Source organism: Rhodoferax sp. (genome assembly GCF_037143375.1).
Lineage (GTDB): Bacteria > Pseudomonadota > Gammaproteobacteria > Burkholderiales > Burkholderiaceae_C > Rhodoferax.
This window is the reverse complement of sequence record NZ_JBAWYV010000031.1, coordinates 1-18,132: the sequence shown is the minus strand read 5'-3', so window position 1 is coordinate 18,132 and position 18,132 is coordinate 1. Positions and strand designations below refer to the sequence as shown.

10 protein-coding genes are annotated in these 18,132 nt (G+C 60.3%); 5 read left to right on the top strand and 5 right to left on the bottom strand.

Annotation, left to right across the window (positions count from 1 at the left end):
• The 3 genes from WCG50_RS07105 to WCG50_RS07095 form a co-directional block, all read right to left on the bottom strand.
• The gene (locus WCG50_RS07105) at positions 1 to 1,083 is read right to left on the bottom strand and encodes an efflux RND transporter periplasmic adaptor subunit (protein ID WP_336898889.1); all 1,083 of its coding nucleotides are present in this window, start codon (positions 1,081 to 1,083) and stop codon (positions 1 to 3) included.
• A gap of 141 nt (positions 1,084 to 1,224) precedes the next feature.
• On the bottom strand, positions 1,225 to 1,770 hold the full coding sequence (ssb, locus tag WCG50_RS07100; protein WP_336898888.1) for a single-stranded DNA-binding protein: 546 nt from the start codon (positions 1,768 to 1,770) through the stop codon (positions 1,225 to 1,227).
• Positions 1,771 to 1,852: 82 nt separating this feature from the next.
• The gene (locus WCG50_RS07095; protein ID WP_336898906.1) at positions 1,853 to 3,046 is read right to left on the bottom strand and encodes an MFS transporter; all 1,194 of its coding nucleotides are present in this window, start codon (positions 3,044 to 3,046) and stop codon (positions 1,853 to 1,855) included.
• A 267-nt stretch (positions 3,047 to 3,313) separates the two neighbouring features.
• On the opposite strand from WCG50_RS07095, the gene uvrA reads away from it, so the two are divergent.
• A complete protein-coding gene (gene uvrA, locus WCG50_RS07090) occupies positions 3,314 to 6,325 on the top strand; it encodes an excinuclease ABC subunit UvrA (RefSeq protein ID WP_336898905.1) in 3,012 nt (1,003 codons plus the stop codon).
• A gap of 55 nt (positions 6,326 to 6,380) precedes the next feature.
• On the top strand, positions 6,381 to 7,418 hold the full coding sequence (locus WCG50_RS07085) for a GGDEF domain-containing protein (protein WP_336898887.1): 1,038 nt from the start codon (positions 6,381 to 6,383) through the stop codon (positions 7,416 to 7,418).
• On the opposite strand, the gene WCG50_RS07080 is transcribed toward WCG50_RS07085, so the two are convergent.
• Complete coding sequence (locus WCG50_RS07080) at positions 7,415 to 11,062, bottom strand: EAL domain-containing protein (RefSeq protein WP_336898886.1); 3,648 nt, start codon at positions 11,060 to 11,062, stop codon at positions 7,415 to 7,417. The genes WCG50_RS07085 and WCG50_RS07080 overlap by 4 nt on opposite strands.
• A 161-nt stretch (positions 11,063 to 11,223) precedes the next feature.
• A complete protein-coding gene (locus WCG50_RS07075) occupies positions 11,224 to 12,888 on the bottom strand; it encodes an AMP-binding protein (protein WP_336898885.1) in 1,665 nt (554 codons plus the stop codon).
• 207 nt (positions 12,889 to 13,095) lie between these two features.
• Here WCG50_RS07075 and WCG50_RS07070 point away from each other — a divergent pair, with 207 nt between their 5' ends.
• The 3 genes from WCG50_RS07070 to WCG50_RS07060 all read left to right on the top strand — a co-directional run.
• Positions 13,096 to 14,424, top strand: coding sequence for a hypothetical protein (locus WCG50_RS07070; RefSeq protein WP_336898884.1), 1,329 nt, complete (start codon positions 13,096 to 13,098; stop codon positions 14,422 to 14,424).
• Positions 14,425 to 14,431: 7 nt separating this feature from the next.
• On the top strand, positions 14,432 to 16,216 hold the full coding sequence (locus WCG50_RS07065; protein ID WP_336898883.1) for a hypothetical protein: 1,785 nt from the start codon (positions 14,432 to 14,434) through the stop codon (positions 16,214 to 16,216).
• 119 nt (positions 16,217 to 16,335) lie between these two features.
• A partial coding sequence (locus WCG50_RS07060; protein WP_336898882.1) for a methyl-accepting chemotaxis protein occupies positions 16,336 to 18,132 on the top strand: 1,797 nt, incomplete at its 3' end.

Sequence of the window (18,132 nt, the reverse complement as noted above, 5' to 3'; positions counted from 1 at the left end):
TCACTTGGCCACAGCGGGTTGGGCACCGGCCAAACCGGCTTTCACCGGGTCGAGCGCCACGCGGTCGCCCGCCATCAGGCCGGCAACAACTTCGACACCTTCGAGTCCATGGTCAGCCCCGAGGCGAATGGCCTTGAGGGCAAAGCCTTTTCCAGACACTACATAGACCGCCGTCAATTCACCCCGACGCAACACGGCCGAGGTCGGCACGATCATTTGCGAAGCTTGGCCCCCCGTGAAGCGCACCCGCACCTGCTGCCCCGGCAACAAAGTCTTGGCTGCCTCGGTGGGCAACTCCAGCCGCCACTCGGTGGTTTGCGACACCGGATCGGCTGTGGGCACGCTGCTGACCGTTACCGGCTTGATCCAGCGCGCGCTGCCATCGTTGTTTTGCATCAACACCTCAACCGCACCGGCCGCGCGCGCCACGCCAGCGCGGGACACCGGCACTTGCACCACGGCCCGAATCGGCAAGGGCGCGTACAGCGTGAGCAGTGGCTTGCCAGGCACGGCCAGATCACCGGCTTCTACCTGCGTTTGCAGCACCCAGCCGTCAAACGGCGCGGTGACACGGGTAAAACCCTGCGCCAACGCTGACTGTTGCGCACCGGCGCCGGCCGAGTCGCGCCCGGCCATGGCACCCTTGAGTTGGGCGTCGGCGGTATCAAGTGCCGCTTTGCTGACAAAGCCTTTGGATTGCAAATCGCGCGTGCGCTCGAAATTGGCTTGGGCATTGCGCAAGTCGGCTTGCGCCTGCGCCACCTGCGCCTGGCTGCGTTGCACGCCGGTTTGCGTTTCGCGGTCGTCAATGGTGGCCAGCACTTGCCCGGCGCGGACCTTGTCCCCGGCCTTGACGACCAGCGTGGCGATACGGCCACTGGCCTGCGCCGAAACCGTGCTTTGCTTGACTGGCTGTATCACCCCATCCAATTCAAACCCGGTGCCCACCGACTTGAGTTGAGCGGGTGTCACTGGCACCTGAATCGCCACCTGTGCATGAACGCAAGGCAGGGCCAGCGCCCCCATCAGCGGCAAGGAGTAGCGAATAGAACGAACCATATCGGGGAAAGCACGGAAATTCATAAGACACCTTAAAAATACTGGTTGGAGTATATCTGCATACCCCCCACAGTACAAGAATCCATGAAAAAAGCCCTCGCAGCCATGAAGCAGCGAGGGCTTAAATAGGGGTAACTATTTCAACTTTTATTGAAAACGTACCATTTAGAACGGGATGTCATCGTCCATATCGTCAAACCCACTGGCAGGTTTGGACGCTGCGGGCGCCTGGCGCTGGGCCGGGGCGGGTGCCTGCGGACGCGAGGCCGGTGCCGGACGGGAATAACCACCGCTCCCGCCGCTGTTACCACCGCCACCGTAACTGCTACCACCACCGCCATAACCCTCATCCTGGCCAGAGGGTTCGCCCATGCCTTGGCGGCTACCCAGCATCTGCATCTGATCGGCGCGGATTTCGGTGGTGTACTTTTCCTGACCGTCTTTATCGGTCCATTTGCGCGTGCGCAGGCTACCTTCCACGTACACCTGCGAGCCCTTGCGCAGGTACTGTTCCACAATTTCGGCCAACCGGCCATTGAACACAATGCGGTGCCACTCGGTGGCTTCCTTCATTTCATTGGTTTGCTTGTCTTTCCATTTGTCGGTGGTGGCGATGGTGATGTTGGCCACGCGGTCGCCATTGGGAAAGGAGCGCACCTCGGGGTCGCGCCCCAGGTTGCCGACCAAAATGACTTTATTGACTGATGCCATGATTTTCCTTCTTTAAGTGTTGAGGACAGAGCTGGCCCGCTTACGCCTGGCTGCGGCCTGTCCCGCAATGTATCGGGCTTGATTATCCCGCCTTTGGTGCCAGACCGGCTACTTTAGCGGCCGGCGCCGTCATGGGCCAGGCCACCAGCAGCCACAACAGCATGACACCCGCGCAGACGGCGAACAAACCTTGCGCTCCCTGGTGTTTCATCAGCCAGCCGCCCATGACGCCGCCGGCAAAAAACCCCAGCGACTGCAAGGTGTTGTAAACGCCCATGGCGGCACCCCGGGCGTGTGCCGGTGCGACGCGCGACGCCATACTGGGTTGGCTGGCTTCCAGCACATTGAAGCCGCAAAAGAACAAAAACAGCAAGACCGACAACGCCCCCAAGCTAGGCGAGCTGGTGGCCACCGCCCAAAATCCCAACTGAACCACGGTGATCAGCCCCACGGCCATCAAGAACACGGCCCGCAAGTAGCCGCGTTTTTCCATTGGGAACATGCCCCCCATCACCAAAAATGACCCCATCACGGCCGGCAGGTAGACCCACCAGTGGTGCTCATGCGACAAACCGGCCTGCTCCAGCATCTTGGGCACCGCCATCCACATCGCCAACTGAACAGCGTGCAAGACAAACACGCCAAAGTTCAAACGCAACAAAGCTGGCAATTGCAACACTTCGATCAGGCTGCCACGCGGCTGGTTTTTATGCTGCAACGGCTCGGCCGGCACCCACCAGATCACCACGGCCACGCCAACCAGGGCCAACGTGGCAGTCATGGTGAACAAGCCGACCAGTCCGATGTATTCCACCAGCAAAGGGGCCACCACCAGGGAGAGTGCAAACATCAGGCCGATGCTGGCCCCGACCAGCGCCATGGATTTGGTGCGCACCTCGTCGCGCGTCTGGTCTGCCAGCAAGGCCGTCACGGCAGCGGAAACTGCGCCCGCACCCTGCACCGCACGACCAATCGTTAACCAGACCAGGCTCGGTGCCAGTGCCGCCACCCCGCTGCCCACCGCAAACACCAACAAACCGAAAATAATGACGCGCTTGCGGCCCAATCGATCAGAGGCCAGACCAAACGGAAATTGCAACAGCGCCTGCGTCAAGCCATAAATCCCCATGGCCAGACCAATCAGGGCCGGATCGTCGCCGCCAGGGTATTTACCCGCTTCGAGGGCAAACACTGGCAGGATCAGGAACAAACCCAGCATGCGCAGGGAAAAAATGGTGGCCAGAGAGAAACTGGCGCGGCGCTCAACAGGCGTCATCTTGTTGCTGGCAACAGCGCCTTTTCCGGCTAACGGGGCATCAACTTTAGACAAAACAGGGTTCTCCAACGCTCTCGCCGTGAAAAGCCACGGCAGCACAATTCGTGAATTGTCTCCGATCTAAGCAAGAACTCAGCCCAGCTGCGTGCCAAGGTGCCCAACTTTCACTATCATGCTAGGTTTCGCCGAGCACATTTCACCTTGAACACCCCCACCGACGGTACTTTTCCCGAACCCCAGCCTGAGGGCAAGTACCTCGCCCACGCCTTGCAACTGCAGACCATCAGCATTCGCGGGGCGCGCACGCACAACCTCAAGAATATTGACCTTGATATTCCGCGCAACCAACTGGTCGTCATCACCGGCTTGAGCGGGTCGGGCAAGTCGAGTCTGGCGTTTGACACGCTGTACGCCGAGGGCCAGCGCCGTTATGTTGAAAGCCTCTCAACCTACGCCCGCCAGTTTTTGCAACTGATGGACAAGCCCGATGTGGATGTGATCGAGGGCCTCTCGCCGGCGATTTCGATTGAGCAAAAGGCGACCTCGCACAACCCGCGCTCCACGGTAGGCACCGTGACCGAGATTCATGATTACCTGCGCCTGCTGTTTGCCCGTGCTGGTACGCCGTTTTGCCCCGAACACGACTTGCCACTGCAGTCCCAGACCGTGAGCCAGATGGTGGATGCCGTGCTGGCCCTGCCCTTGGATACCCGACTGATGATTTTGGCGCCCATTGCGCGTGAGAAAAAGGGCGAGTTTCTGGACGTGTTTGCCGACATGCAGGCACAGGGCTACGTGCGCTTTCGCATCAACGGCCAGGCGTATGAGGTGGAGAACCTGCCCGCCCTCAAGAAAACCGAAAAGCACGACATTGATGTGGTGATTGACCGCGTCAAGGTGCGCTCCGACAGTGAGCCGCTGGCGCGCGACCAGTTGCGCCAGCGCCTGGCCGAGAGTTTTGAGGCCGCGCTGCGGGTCGCCAGCGGTCGCGCCATCGCTCTAGAAATTGATAGCACGCCACGCACGAATGACGGGGGCTTGACGCCTAAAGAGCACTTATTCAACGCCAAGTTTTCCTGCCCGACCTGCAACTACTCGATCAGCGAACTGGAGCCGCGCCTGTTCTCGTTCAACTCTCCGGTGGGGGCTTGCCCGTCGTGCGATGGCTTGGGCATGCAGGAGTTCTTTGACCCGGCTCGGGTAGTGGCGTTTCCCTCGCTCAGCCTGGCCAGCGGCGCCATCAAGGGTTGGGACCGCCGCAACGGCTACTACTTTGCCATGCTGGAGAGCCTGGCCAAACACTACAAGTTTGACATCGACCACGCCTTTGAGTCGCTGCCGGTCGAGATTCAGCAAGCCATCCTGCACGGCTCGGGCGAGGAAGACATCAAGTTCAGTTACATGATGGATTCAGGGGTATCGCAAGGCAAGAAGGTCAGCAAAAAGCACCCTTTTGAGGGCATCATCCCCAATATGCAGCGGCGCTACAAAGAGACCGACTCGTCTTTGGTGCGCGAAGACCTGGCTCGCTACCGCAGCACCCAGCCCTGCACCGAATGTGGCGGCTCCCGGCTGCGACGTGAAGCACGCCACGTCAAGATTGGCGAGGGCGCGCAAGCGCGGGCTATTTTTGAGATCAGCCACGCCACCCTGCGCGATGCGTTCGCCTATTTCAATACCTTGAAGATGAGTGGTGCCAAAGGTGAAATTGCCGATAAGGTGGTGCGTGAAATCGGCCTGCGCCTGAAGTTTCTCAACGACGTGGGCCTGAACTACCTGAGCCTGGACCGCAGCGCCGAGACCCTCAGCGGCGGCGAGTCACAGCGCATTCGGCTGGCCAGCCAAATTGGCTCCGGCCTGACCGGTGTCATGTACGTGCTGGACGAACCCAGCATCGGCCTGCACCAGCGCGACAACGACCGCCTGATCGACACTCTGAAACACCTGCGCAACATTGGCAACAGCGTGCTGGTGGTGGAACACGACGAAGACATGATGCGCGCGGCCGACCACGTGATTGATATGGGGCCGGGCGCTGGCGTGCATGGTGGACGGGTGATGGCGCAGGGCACGTTTGATGAGGTCAAAGCCAACCCGGCTTCCCTGACCGGCCAGTATTTGGCCGGAACGCTCAAGATTGCCGTACCCAAGCACCGCACGCCCTGGTTGCCCACGGTGCATGACAAACACGCAGCCGACCGCTATAAGTCGGCGCACCACGCGCCCAGCCCGGCCGCCGAGCGCCGCGCTGCACGCGAGGCCAATCACCTCGCCACGCAAGGCGACATGCAATGTCTGCGCGTAATGGGTGCCACCGGGCACAACCTGCGCGGTGTCAGTGTTGAATTCCCGGTCGGCTTGCTCACCTGCGTGACGGGCGTCTCGGGCTCCGGCAAATCGACGCTGGTCAACGACACGCTCTACACCGCTGTCGCCCGTACCTTGTACCGCGCCCACGAAGAACCGGCCGCGCACGAGTCGATCGAAGGCATTGAGCATTTCGACAAGGTCATCAACGTTGACCAGTCGCCGATTGGCCGCACACCCCGCTCCAACCCCGCCACCTACACCGGCCTGTTCACGCCGATTCGGGAACTGATGGCCGAAATCCCGATGGCGCGTGAACGCGGCTACGGCCCGGGGCGCTTCAGTTTTAACGTGGCCGGTGGCCGCTGCGAGGCCTGCCAGGGCGACGGCATGGTGAAAGTCGAGATGCACTTTTTGCCGGATGTGTATGTGCCGTGCGACGTGTGTGCGGGCAAGCGCTACAACCGCGAAACGCTCGAAGTGCTCTACAAGGGCAAGAACATCGCACAAATCCTGGAACTCACGGTCGAAGCGGCCTACGAGTTCCTGAAAGCAGTGCCGACGATTGCGCGCAAACTGCACACGCTGCTGGATGTGGGGCTTTCCTACATCCGCCTCGGCCAAGCCGCCACCACCCTGTCGGGCGGTGAAGCGCAGCGCGTGAAACTGGCGCTGGAACTCTCCAAGCGCGACACCGGGCGCACGCTTTACATCCTGGACGAACCGACCACCGGCCTGCACTTTGCCGACATTGATTTGTTGCTCAAAGTGCTGCACCAGTTGCGCGATGCTGGCAACACCATCGTCGTGATTGAGCACAACCTGGACGTCATCAAAACTGCCGACTGGCTGATTGACATGGGACCCGAAGGCGGTGCTGGCGGTGGCCAAGTGGTGGGCGTGGGCACACCGGAAGACATTGCCGCCAACCCGGCCAGCCACACCGGGCGCTATTTGAAGCGTCTTTTGTAGTTCAAAACAAGCATTTTCCTCACACAAACGGAGGGGCGACGGGTAGACTCCGCGGATGAAAAAATTTCTGGACCGGCTGGTGGACTTGAGCGGCTTGCGAGACCGTGATGAACTGGACTTCGCGCTGATTAAGCTCATCGGTCAATCCAGCCACTGGCACCTGAAATCGACCCAACTGGTGCGGGCGGTCGGGCATCTGGAAGACCAACGCTGGCTGTCACGCGCTCGCTTGAACGCCGGGCAATCTGCCCCCGAGCGCGATCTGGTCTGGTCTGACTGGACCAGCTTGCCCAAACTGGCCGAATTTCCGCTGCGCCACGCGGCAGTTACGACCGGCCAGGTCATGCGCAGCACGGAGGCGCCCTTCCTCACTATTTTCCCGATTGACCTGCACCTGTCGATCTGCAGCCTGCTGGAAGTCGAGTCGGAGCAACCCTTGTCACCGGCGACCGAAACCCTGATTGCAACGGCCTTGCGGCTCTACCTGAATTTGCAGGGCCTACTCGACTATGGCGAGAAAGACTCGCTGACCGAACTGCTCAACCGCAAAAGCTTCGATGGCGCTTTTCTGCGTGCTGCGCTGGAGCAGGACAGCATTGCTGAAGACGACGGCCCGGACCGGCGCAGCCACCAGCTGGGGGCCAGCTACTGGTTGGCGGTGATCGACATTGACCACTTCAAACGGGTCAACGACAACTTCGGCCACCTGATTGGCGACGAAGTGCTGCTGCTGATCGCCGGGCTGATGCGCACCAATTTCCGCTTTCATGACCAGATCTACCGCTTTGGTGGTGAAGAGTTTGTGGTGCTGATGCGCTGTGCCGACCACACCGATGCCGCCAGCGCGCTGGAGCGGTTTCGCAACAAGGTGCAAGAGCACGAATTCCCCCAGGTGGGCACGATCAGGGTCAGCGTGGGTTTTTCTGCGCTGCGCAACAACGACACGCCCGGCAGTGCCTTTGACCGAGCCGACAAAGCGGTGTACTACGCCAAAGCCCATGGCCGCAATCAGGTCTGCAGCTACTCGGTACTGGTTCAAGCGGGCGAGTTGACCGAAGTGGTCGACGCCACACCCGAAACCGACTTTTTCTAGGCAAGGAGCTGCTGGGCGTGGCGCCGCACAAACGCCTCAAAACCATCGGCTGGCAGGGGCCGGCTGTAGAAATAACCCTGCACTTCATCACAACCCTGTGCCCGCAGGAAGTCCAGTTGCCCTTGCGTCTCAACGCCTTCGGCGATGGTCTGGAACCCCAGGCTGCGCGCCAGCGCAATGACGGCGACCACGATCGCCTTGTCATCCGGATCGTCGGTGATGTCGCGCACAAACGATTGGTCAATTTTCAGCTTGTAAACCTGGAAGCGCTTGAGGTAGCTCAGGGATGAATAGCCGGTGCCGAAGTCGTCAATCGACAGGCGCACGCCTCTTTCATGCAGATTGTTCATGACGGCGATGGCGCCCAGCGGGTCGTTCATCGCCACGCCCTCGGTCAGCTCCAGCTCCAGATACTGCGCGGGCAGATCGGCCTCGGCCAGCACCTGAGTCACCAGTTCTGGCAGATTCGCATGGCGGAATTGGACGGCTGACAAATTAACTGCCATTTGATGTACCGCCAGCCCAGCATCTAGCCAGCGACGCATTTGCTGCGTGGCCGTGCGCAGCACCCATTCGCCGATCGGCAAGATCAGGCCGCTTTCTTCGGCAATCGGGATGAACTCGGCCGGCGACACATGGCCCAGCACCGGGTGTTCCCATCGCAGCAAGACCTCCATACCCACAATATGCTCGTCTTGCAGCGCCACTTGCGGCTGGTACACCAGGTGCATTTGCTGCAGTTCCAGCGCCCGGCGCAAACCATTTTCCAGTTGCAGGGCACGGCTGGTTTGCACCTGCATCTCAGGTGTGAAAAACCGGTAGGCATTGCGCCCGGCCTGCTTGGCGCTGTACATGGCCGTTTCGGCACTCATCGACAGCGCCTCGAAAGTGTCACCGTCTGCCGGCGACAAGGCAATGCCAACAGAGAAGGTGATGGCCAGCTCCTGTTGGTCTATCAGGAAGCTCCTGGCCGTGGTCTCCAACAACTGACTGGCCACCTTCGCGGCGCGCGCCGCATCGGTGTGGGTGCACAGCAGGACAAACTCGTCACCCCCCAGTCGACACACCGTGTCCTGGTCGCGCAACACCGACTGCAGGCGTTGCGCCACCTGAACCAGCAATTTATCGCCCAGGTGATGCCCAAGCGAGTCGTTGACGTTTTTAAAACGGTCCAGGTCCAGGAACAACAGCGCCAGCGGTTCGCCATGGCGTTGCGCCTGGCTCAGCGCCGACGCCACCCGCCCATGCAGCAAACGCCGATTAGGCAGCCGGGTCAGCGGGTCGAAATCAGCCAGCAAACGAATGTGTTCTTCATCCTTCTTGAGCTTGCTCAGATCGGTGGCGATACCGACATAGTGGGTCACTGCCCCGCTGGCGTCGCGCAGCAAGGTCAGGTAGAGAAGCTCCGGGTAAACCGAGCCATCTTTATGGCGGCTCCAGACTTCGCCCTGCCACTGCCCATGGGCATGGACCGCCTCCCACATCGCCTTGAAAAACTCAGGTGCCGTCCGCGCCGAAGACAACATATCGGGGTTGCGACCCAGTGCCTCAGCCTCGCTGTAGCCGGTGATCCGGGTGAATGCCTGATTGACGCGCACGATGCGGCGCTGACTGTCGGCAATCATGATGGATTCGCTGCCCTGCTCAAACACTTTGGCAGCGAGTTGCAGTTGTGACTCGGCGTGCTTGCGCTCCAGCGCGATGGCGGTCAGGCGCGCCGCCATTTCTATGACTTCAAGCTCATGCGCTGTCGGCATGACGGCCGTGCTGTGGTAAATGGCAAAGGTGCCCATGACTTGGCGAGTACCCGACAAAATAGGCTCTGACCAGCAGGAGGCGAGACCGGCCTGCTGTGCCAAGCCCTTGAAGTCGGCCCAGTAAGGATGGGTAGCGATGTCGCCCACGATCACCCGCTCACCCAAAAATGCCGCTGTGCCACAGCTCCCCACGTTCATGCCAATCTGTACGCCATCGATGGCGGCGTTATAGAAGTCTGGTAAATGCGGCGCAACACCCTGCCCCAGATGCTGGCCATCGGGGTCGAGCAACAGCACCGAGCACAGTGCGCCCGGCAGGGCGGCCTCTATCTTGAGCACAAACTCCTGCAGCACCTGCGACTGCGGCAAGGTGCTGCTCAAGCGCTCCAGCATGAAGCTGCGCAAGACATCCATTTGCTGGGCGCATTCACGCTGGGCCAAGTCCTCGGCACGGGCCGCTTCAAAATCAAAATTCTTGAGCGCGTAATCAATATCCGACGCCATCTCCAACAGCAGGTTCTTGGTCGGCTCATCGAAGGCGTTGACCTCGCCGGCGTACACATTCAGCGTGAAGGCAATGCTGCCATTGCGGTGCAGGGGAAGCGCCGCCGACCCGGCCCAGCCGAATTGGACGCTCTGCAAGTGCCATGGCACGGTCAAGGGGTCATGCTGAAAATCCTGGCACCAAAAAGGCTGATCCTGACGCACCATAACGCCCGTGGGGCCTTGGCCCAAAGGACTGTCCGGATTGAGCCTGATTTGAATACCGTCCAAGTACGCCACGCCCTCACCAAAAGACACCAACGGTTCAATCAACCCGGCTTGCGCGTCCACCCGGCCAATCCAGGCCATCTTCAGGCCGCCATGTTCGACCGCAGCACGGCACACCTGCTCAAACATCTCGGCCTCGGTGACGCACCGCACAATGGCCTGGTTGCAGGCACTCAAGGCGGCATAGAGTCGGCTCAGGCGCCTGAGCCTGGCTTCTGAAACGAGTTGGGCCTGGGCCAGATCACGGAGTTGCTGCTGGGTTTCAGTCAACCAGCCCAACACGCTGTTTTTCTGCGCCGGGGCCACCTCAATTACCCCGGAAAAGTCGCCATCGCCAAGCCGTGCAATCTGCGCGTGCACCGCATCCAATGACCCGCCCAGCGTGGTGTGCAGCGCCCGGTAGGCACGCCAAAGTGACGCCAGCAACCCCAGACCCAACAGCACAAACGCCACCCGTAACCAAGTGGCGGTGCGCTCGTCATCCTGCACCGCCAACTGAGTGCGTTGGTCGGACATCTCGTAAAACTCATTGATGGGTTGCATGATGCCCACCTTGGCTTGGTGGTAAGCACCGTCGTGCAGCATCTGGCTGGCCAAAATGCGGCGCGCGTCCAGATCGGGATCGGTGGACTCCACCAGCGCCATGGCGTTGAACTCAATGCCGGTGAGCATGTCGGATTTAGCCTTGGACTGCGCCAGCTTAGCCAATTCGTCGGCGGTAAAACCGGCCTGCTTCATCAGGGTCAGCAAGGCCATCGGGGCATCGCCCACAGCTTGTGCAGGCTGATCGCCAGCGGCCGTCAGATCCCAGTAAATGTCTTCGTAGTTAAGCGGACGCGGTTTTTTGCCATCGCGAATGGCCAGAATATCGAGGTAATGCTGCTTGTAGACCGGGTTGCCCGTGACCACATAGGTGCGAACCATGCGCGTTAAATCATCGGAGGATTGGCGCAACTCATTGGCCAGCATGCGGGACTGGTAGCGTTGCTCGTTGGCGCGGTCAATTTGTTTTTCAGCGACCACGTAGACATAAAACAAGGCCATCAGTGCACAGGCCATGGCCACAGCCAAGCGCAGGCTGCGTGAAAACGGGGACGTTTTGGAATGGTGTTTCATGGTGGTAGGGCGTGCAACATCAATGCCCACGCATTATCTACCGCTTGCGAGGCTCTGGCACCACAGAAATACCCACTTCACCCCGAACCGTAGCGCCCTTAACCGCTACTTTTTTTATAGCTACCTGCGTAGATACAACGGGGGCTGCAGGTCAAAAAGCCTTACACCCTCAACTGACGACGCAGAATTTTCCCAAGGTTGGTCTTGGGCAGGGGGTCGACACGAAACTCAACTATCTTGGGCACCTTGTAATCGGTCAGTTGCTGCCGGCAATGGGTTAGCAGGTCTAGCTCCGTCAGAGCCGGGTCACTCTTGACAACCACGATCTTCACCACTTCGCCAGACCGCTCATCCGGGGCACCAATGGCCGCCACCTCAGCCACCCCCGGGTGCAAGGCCACCACGTCCTCAATCTGGTTCGGAAACACCTTGAAGCCCGACACGATGATCATGTCTTTCTTACGGTCGGTGATCTTGAAATAACCACGTTCATCGACAAATCCCATGTCGCCGGTGCGCAACCAACCCTCGGGGGTAAACACCTTGGCAGTTTCGTCCGGCCGGTTCCAGTAGCCAGGCATGATTTGCGGACCACGCACACAGATTTCGCCGACTTCCCCCAAGGGTGGCTCCGCGTCATTTTCATCCAGCACGGTGGCATCCGTCGAGGGCAGCGGCAAGCCAATGGCACCGGTCCAGTCAACAATATTCAAGGGGTTGGCCATCACCCCGGGCGAGGTTTCGGTAAGGCCATAGGCCTCGATGATGGGCGTGCCTGTGGTCTTTTTCCAGCGCTGAGCCACGACCCGTTGCACCGCCATGCCGCCGGCCACAACGACCTTCAGATGCTGAAAATCGACCCCGGCAAACTCAGGCACATCCAGCAGCGCGCGGAACAAGGTGTTGACCCCGATCATGGCTGTGAATGGGTACTTTTTTAGGTCATGCACAAAGGTGGGCATATCCCGGGGGTTGGTGATCAGGATGGCGTGCGCCCCGATCTTGAAAAACACCAAGCTGGCGGTCAGGGCAAACACATGGTAGAGCGGCAGCGGGCAGACAAATATCTCCTTACCTTCCTGCAAATTGTGCGCAATCCAGGCGCCCAACTGCTGCAGGTTGGCCACCATGTTGCCGTGCGTCAGCACCGCGCCTTTGGCCACGCCAGTGGTGCCCCCGGTGTACTGCAAAAACGCCGTGTCTGCGTGGCTAAGTGGCACTGGGTGCAAGGCCAGCGAACGCCCGCTGCGCAGGGCGGCGTTGAATTCGGTGGCGTTTTCAATCTTCCAGGTCGGCACCATCTTCTTGACGTACTTGACCACCACATTGGTCACCAGTTCCTTGACCACCGGGAACATGTCGCCGACCTCGGTGGTAATCACCGTGAGCTTGAGCGCCGGGTTGTTGTCCAGCACCTCTTGCAGTGTGTGGGCAAAGTTTTCCAGCACCACAATGGCGACCGCCCCGGAGTCCTTGAGTTGGTGCTGCAGTTCGGGCATGGTGTACTGCGGGTTCACATTCACCACCACCAGACCGGCCCGCAAAACGCCAAATAAGGCCACCGGGTACTGCAGCAGGTTGGGCATCATCAACGCCACCCGGTCGCCCTTGATCAGACCCAACCCACTTTGCAGGTAGGCGGCGAAATCACGGCTGTGCTGGTCCAGTTCGGCGTAACTCATGGACGCCCCCATGTTGCTGAACGCCGGCAGGTCGGCAAAGCGCTCGCAACTGCTGCGTAACACCTCCTTGAGTGATGCGAACGCATGAATATCCACCTCGGACTCAATCCCTTTTGGATAATTTTTCAACCATATTTTTTCCATGAAGAATCTCCTGTTTTTGGCAGTGAGCCTCAGGCCCCAAGGCAGACGCCCTGCACCCTCACGCACGGACTTATGCCTTCCAGTTTAGAAACACCAACTGCAATTAGATTGATATATCGCAACCGTGTTCCCTGGTGCCCAGTGGGGTAACAGGACGTAACATATCCGCCTGACCATTACTTCTCCCTGTTTCGGAAAGTCACCCCCATGCGCTGCTTATTCACGCTGCTCATTCTTAGCCTGCTGGCAGCCTGCGCCGGCCCAAAATACACCGTTGACGATGGCCGCAAGGTCAACGAAGAACTGCTGGGTCACATCCGCAGCTACGGCGTCGGCGAAAAAGCCTTGCGCCCGGCCATTGCCCGCACCGCCGCCTTGAAAGACCCGGATTGCGACACCCAATGGGAGCTGCCTTTCTCGGTCACCACAAGTTATGACATGGCTGAAGATGACCGTGTAGCCTGGGTGCGCGGCTTGGGCGTGGACGAGCGACTGACCGTGGTCGCTACTGCCCCCGACAGCCCCTTGCAGGTGCGCGACAAAATTCAGGACATCGCGGGCTACAGCAAGGAAAACACCGTCAAGATGGCGCTGGAACTGGCTGAGCGACGTGATTCAGGCAAACCATTTGACATCAAACTATCAACGGGGAAAACACTGCGCGTGGTCCCTTTTTCAGTCTGCCGTGGCTATACGCGTCTGGCGCCGCCCAATAGCCCGCAAGCCCAGGACTACCACTGGAAGGGCAGCATGCATCCGATTGAAATCGCCCAAGCCAACCTGAGCGAGGACGAAGCCTTGTGGGCCGTCCTGTGGACCCAGGGCGTCTCTGAAGAAGGCGGCCTGCGCATGAAAACCTACCACTACGGCTCGACGATTGTGAGCAACCTGTACTCGCTTTTCTCTATAGCCTCAGGCATCCAGGGCGCCGCGCTCGCCGCCGATGCAGCGATCACCGCAGCCAAATCTGCTGCAGCCTCTGTGGCCTCTGAAATTCTGAAAAGCCAGTTGATCGAGCAAGCCAAATCTGCCGCGGCCGATCGAATGCGCAAAGAAATCACAGGCGCTGTCCAGAAAATGACGCAGCAGCAAGTGGTCGGCGCCATGCAACGGGCGGCCGTCAACCGGGCCTCGCTGTCGGGTGTGGCCTGGGTGGCTGCCACCGTGTTTGACCGGGCCGATGCCTGGGCTTACACCCGGCTTGAAAAACTCAATGCCAACCCGCTGGCCAGTTTTTCGCTGCACCAAAAGTTGATTGAGCAAGACCTGACGGCGAACTCGCTGGTGCTTGACCCGGATCGCATGAAAGCCCTCAATAAAATCGCCGAAGAACGTGGCCGTGGCGATGACGTCGTGGCCATTTTGCAGGGCATCAAGCCCGAAAATCTGCAATTTGAAATCATCGACATGCCGCTGGCCTCCAACCCCAATGCGTTCTCCTATGATGAGATCAGCGACCCTACTCTGAGCCCTCAGCCCTTCGCGCGCGGACTGATTGAAGGCATGTTGAGCATGCCAGTCGCCTCCACCAACTAAGCCACCCATGACCTCTGCCCTGACGCGCCCGATTTTCCTGGCCCTTTGGCTGGCCTTGCCTTTTACGACCTGGGCTCAAACGCCGCCTGCCGCCAGCCCTGACAAAGCCCCGGCAACACCGGTTGCCAGTGCACCCGCCAGCGACCAACCCGCACCACCCACCGAGGAGCCCGCTAATCTTCCCCCGCTCTCGGAGCTGGTGCCAGTTTCGACACCCGCGCCCATTCCCGTTCTGGAAGGCTGCCGGCCGCTGACTGACAAAGCCATGGCGGCCGACATGAAAGCCATCACCGCCCAGTCCCAAAAGATCGAACTGAATGAGCAAGACCGGTTGTTTGAAGAAGCGGTGTCGCGCTGGTCGCAAGCGCTGGCGCAATGCGACGGGCGTGCCAAAGAACGGGCCCAGCGCAACCTGGCCGACAGCCAGAAGGCGCGCGCCAGCATCAGGGAGCAACTCGGCTCGGGGCCGCAGTGTGCAGCGGCACACAAAGACGCCGCCGCCCTTCAAGACATCGCCCGCCAGGCCTTGAGCGAGCGCCGCTGGAGCGATGCGTCGATGCTGTTCCGAAAAGCCGAAAACATGTGGGACATCGCCTCGGAGCGCTGCACCGGCAGCCAGCAGGAAATCGCCAACCGACGCCGAGACCAGTCCGACATTGACGGCCAAAACGCCGAGTTTTGCGCGCCCTTGTTTGACAAGGCCCGCGAACAAACCCAAAAATTCAGGGCTGCTGCGGGAGGCCTGTCGCGAGAAGAAAAGCTCGACGCCTCGCTGGTGGCGGAAACCTTGTGGCGCGATGCTGCCGGCCAGTGCAAGGGCGCAGCGGCCCAAGACCCGGCCCGCAACAACGCCCAAGCCCTGGCGCGCGAACGCGGCACGCCTTGGGTGGCACGCGTTGCCCCGGCCCCACCGCCACCGCCGACACCGGTGGCCAAACGCGCCGAGCCGGTCACCGCCAGCGCCGCGCCGGTGACAGCACCCCTGGCAGCACCGCCAGCGGCCACTGCCCTCGTCGCCAAAGTTGCCCCAACCCCAACACCCCAAACCGACCCCGTCAACGTGGCTCCCTCTAATTTCAGCGCTGACACCACGCGTTTTAGCGGCCAGTTTGTGCGTGATGCCGATGCCGCCACCTACTCTGGCACCGGCAAAGTGGTGTGGGCCAGTGGCGATGTCTATGAAGGTCCGATGGTCAAGGGCCTGCGCCATGGCAAAGGCGTGTTTATCTGGGCCAACGGCCAACGCTACAACGGCGACTGGGTCCAGGACAAGCCCACCGGCCAGGCCAGCGTGAAGTTTGTCAACGGCAATCAATTTGAAGGCAGCGTGATTGAAGGCGTACCGCAAGGCCAGGGCCACATGCGCTATGCCTCGGGCGACACCTACGCCGGCCAACTCAAGGCCGGCGAGCCTGAAGGCACCGGCGTGTACCAGTGGACCAGTGGCCAACAGTTTGAGGGTGACTGGAAAAGCGGCCGCCCCAATGGCCAGGGCAAGCTCAAGTTCGCCACCGGCAACCAATTTGAAGGCACGGTGGTTGATGGCGTGCCCAATGGACCGGGCAGCATGCGCTTTGCCACTGGTGAAACCTATGTCGGCAACTCCCTCAACGGCCTGCCCGATGGCTTGGGCACTTTCCATTGGACCCAGGGGGACAAATACACCGGCCAGTGGAAAGCCGGCAAAAAACACGGCCACGGAACCTTCACCTGGAAAAGCGGTGACCTCTGGGAAGGGATCTACGAGAACGATATACAGTCAAGTGCAGAAAAGTTGGTTGAAAAAAATTAACCCAACTTAAGTTTTCAAGAATCAGTCGTTGGGGGTTGCCGCTTGACTCGCTATAGTCACATTTAGCAGCCACAAGTCCTGCTGCACCGCCCCCTGAAAACCAATGAGATATTGCACCCATGTCCCTGCTGCACCGATTGAACCTCTCTCAAAAATTTCTATTACTGGGCTTGCTTTCCACGCTGATGGTGGCCTTGCCTTCAGGCTTGTATTTCAAGCGTGCATTTACCGATATTGAGGCGGCCCAGCGCGAGGTACGGGGCGGTGGGTCGCTGGTGGTTCTGAACAAAGTGATTCAACTCACGCAGACCCACCGGGGCATGTCGGCAGGCATGCTGGGCGGCAACGAGGCGCTGGCGGGACGGCGTCCGGCCCTGCGTGACGCGCTGGTCAAGGCGATGGACGCGATGGACACCGAGTTCCGGCAAGCCGGGGTGTCAAACCGAATTCAGACGCACTGGACCGACATGCGAAAAAACTGGGTGACGCTGGAGCAAAGCGTGGCCAACCGCCAGATCAAGCCAGCAGAAAGCACCAAGCTTCACACCCAGTTGATTACGTCTGAACTGCTGCTGAGTGAAGAATTGCTCGACGAATACGGCTTGAGCTTGGACCCTGACGCAGCCACCTATTACCTGATTCAGGCGTCACTGGTCAACATGCCCTGGCTGGCTGAAAACCTGGGCATCATGCGTGCGCAAGGCACCGGTTTTCTGGCGCTGGGCAACTTGCCACCCGAGGGGCGTGCCACCCTGCAAGCCTTGAAGAAGCGGGCACTGGAGGTTCAAGGCGACATGTTTCGCAACCTGAAAAAAGCCGGCGATGCCAACCCCGAGATGCAGACCACATTGCAAACCAAGGCCGACAGCGGCCGGGCTGCGGTGGACAAAACTATGGCGCTGGCGGAGCAGGGTCTGATTGGCGCGGCCGAACTCAAACTACCGCCCGCCGAGTATTTTGACGAATTCACCCGCACCATTGACGGTTTGTACGAGTTCAACGCGCTGGCCATGAAAACCATGACCGGTGCGCTGGATGCCCGCGTGAGCGACATGCACCGGGCCGAATTCACCGTGATCGCCCTGCTGTTGTCGGGCCTGTTGGCGGCAATGATGCTGGCCGTGGCTTTTGTGCGCAGCATCACCGGCCCTGTGGGTGAAGCCGTCACCGTGGCACGGGCCGTGGCCGATGGCAACTTGCGCATCGCGGTGCCGGTGCGCGGCACCAACGAATTAGGCCAACTGATGCAAGCGCTGGACGCCATGCGCCTGCGTTTGTCTGATGTGGTGGGCGAAGTGCTGCAAGGGTCAGAGAGCCTGGCCACTGCCAGCGCCGAAATTGCGCAGGGCAACAACGACTTGTCAGCCCGCACCGAGCAGCAAGCCAGCGCGCTGGAGCAAACTGCCGCGTCCATGGAAGAGCTGGGCGCCACCGTCAAGCAAAACGCCGACAACGCCCGCCAAGCCAACCAGCTGGCCCTGAGCGCCAGCACGGTTGCGGTGCAAGGCGGCGCGGTGGTGAGCCAAGTGGTGGAAACCATGAAGGGCATCAACGACAGCTCGCGCCGCATAGCCGACATCATCACCGTCATCGACGGCATAGCGTTTCAGACCAACATCCTGGCGCTCAACGCGGCGGTAGAAGCGGCCCGCGCCGGTGACCAAGGCCGTGGTTTTGCGGTGGTGGCGAGCGAAGTGCGCTCCCTGGCTGGCCGTTCGGCTGAGGCTGCCAAAGAAATCAAAACCCTGATCAGCGCCAGCGTGGCGCGCGTCGAACAGGGCACCTCACTGGTCGACCAGGCCGGCAGCACCATGACCGAAGTGGTGAGCGCCATCAAACGCGTGACCGACATCATGGGCGAGATCAGCGCCGCCAGCAGCGAGCAAAGCCTGGGCGTCTCGCAAGTGGGCGAAGCC